The sequence below is a fragment of the Streptomyces sp. LS1784 genome (assembly GCF_020103755.1).
Taxonomy (GTDB): domain Bacteria; phylum Actinomycetota; class Actinomycetes; order Streptomycetales; family Streptomycetaceae; genus Kitasatospora.
On record NZ_JAHSQD010000933.1, the window covers coordinates 1 to 1,979 of the forward strand.

Consider the following 1,979-nt stretch of genomic DNA (forward strand, 5'->3'; position numbering starts at 1 on the left):
CGCCGCGGTCGTCGCCGCCGTGGCCGGCACCGGGCTGTTCGCCGCGTTGGCCGGCGCGGGCTACGCGGCGTACGCCGGCAAGCAGACCGACCGCGACATGGCCGGCCAGTCGCTGGCCGCCGACGCGCTGATCTCCGCGGAACTGGGCACGCACGAGGGCATCCAGGTGCCCGGCGCCGGCGGGACGATCCCGGACGTTCCGCCGACGGCCGCCCCCACCGCCACCGCCACCGACCCGGCGGTCACCCCGAGCGCCTCGGCAACGCCGACCGCGACCGCTCCGGCCTCCCCGACGGCTTCGGCCGTCGCCACCCCGACCGCCGTGCCCACCCCCACGGCCTCCGCGGCGAAGGCGACCCCGGGCGCCACCCGTACCGCCCCTGCCGTCCCTGTCAGTGCCGAGCGGACCGCCGCGGCCGCACCGGCGGGCGGGGGCGCGGCTCCCTCGTACGCCCAGAAGGTCGTGGACCTGGTCAACGCCGAGCGTGCCAAGGCCGGCTGCGGGCCGGTCAGCGCCGAGCCCCGGCTGGCGAGTGCGGCCCAGTCGCACAGTGACGACATGGCCGACCGCAACTTCTTCGACCATGCCAGCCCGGAGGGCTATCACGCCGATCACCGGATCGAGGCGGCCGGCTACAGCTGGAGCACCTGGGGCGAGAACATCGCCCGTGGGCAGAAGGACCCGGCTGCGGTGATGAGCTCCTGGATGAACAGCCCCGGCCACCGGGCCAACATCCTGAACTGCTCGTTCAAGCAACTCGGCGTGGGCGTGCGGACCGGCACCAACGGTCCGTGGTGGACCCAGGTGTTCGCCGCCCCGGCGTGAACCGACCCCGGGCCGGCTCCGGAGCCGGCCCGCGCCTGACTGCCCCCGTGCGTGTCCCCGTCCCGGCCAGGTCCGCCTTCCAAACCGGGCAGATCGGTCCGGGCCGATTTTCCGATTCCGTGCACATTGTTGTTATCTGATCACTTCCCACGGGTCTCCGAGGAGGCAGCGGCGGACGGAAACACGGCAAGACGGAGCGCGGACCATGAAGGCTGATGTGCAGAACAGGACCGGGACCCCCCTGGTGCTCGCGGCGCAGGCAGGTGACCGGCAGGCCCGGGAGGCGCTGGTCGCCACCTGGCTGCCGCTCGTCTACAACGTGGCCGGCCGCGCCCTCGGCGGCCACGCCGACGTGGACGACGTCGCGCAGGAGACCATGATCCGGGCCCTGGACGGCCTGGACGGGCTCCGCGACCCGGAGTCCTTCCGGTCCTGGCTGGTCGCCATCACCATGAACCAGGTGCGCCGTCGGCATGCCGCCGGTCAGCAGCAGCCGACCGTCGGTGGCCTGGACGAGACCTGGGAGGTCGAAGACCCGCGGGCCGACTTCACCGACCTCACCATCCTGCGCCTCGGTCTGTCCGGCCAGCGCCGCGAGGTGGCCGAGGCCACCCGCTGGCTGGACCCCGACGACCGCGAGCTGCTCGCCCTCTGGTGGCAGGAGGCCGCCGGTGACCTGACCCGCGCCGAACTCGCCGAGGCGCTCGACCTGACCCCGCAGCACACCGCCGTGCGCGTGCAGCGGATGAAGAAGCAGCTCGAAGCGGGCCGCATCGTCGTCCGCGCGCTCGGCGCCTACCCCCGCTGCCCCGGACTGACCGAGCTCACCGCGGGCTTCGACGGCACCCCGAACTCGGTCTGGCGCAAGCGCATCGCCCGCCACATCCGGGACTGTTCCGACTGCGGCGGCCTCGGCCGGGACCTGTTCCCGGCCGAAGGGCTGCTGGCCGGCCTCGCCCTGGTGCCGATCCCGCTCGACTCGCCCGTGCTGCTGCACTTCCAGCAGGCCGCGGCCACCGCCGCCTCCCCGGCGGCCGCCACCGGAGCGGGCTCCGGAGCGGGAACGGGTGCCGGAGCCCACACCGGTACCGGCGCGCACGCGGGAGGGCATGGCGGCTGGGCCGGCACCGCGGCCCGCAAGGCCGTCCTGGCG

2 protein-coding genes are annotated in these 1,979 nt (G+C 74.6%); both read left to right on the forward strand.

Annotated elements, in window-relative coordinates; translation table 11 throughout:
- On the forward strand, positions 1-826 hold an 826-nt coding region (locus KS423_RS44375), incomplete at its 5' end, for a CAP domain-containing protein (RefSeq protein ID WP_224285348.1).
- A 205-nt stretch (positions 827-1,031) separates the two neighbouring features.
- On the forward strand, positions 1,032-1,979 hold a 948-nt coding region (locus KS423_RS44380), incomplete at its 3' end, for an RNA polymerase sigma factor (RefSeq protein WP_224285349.1).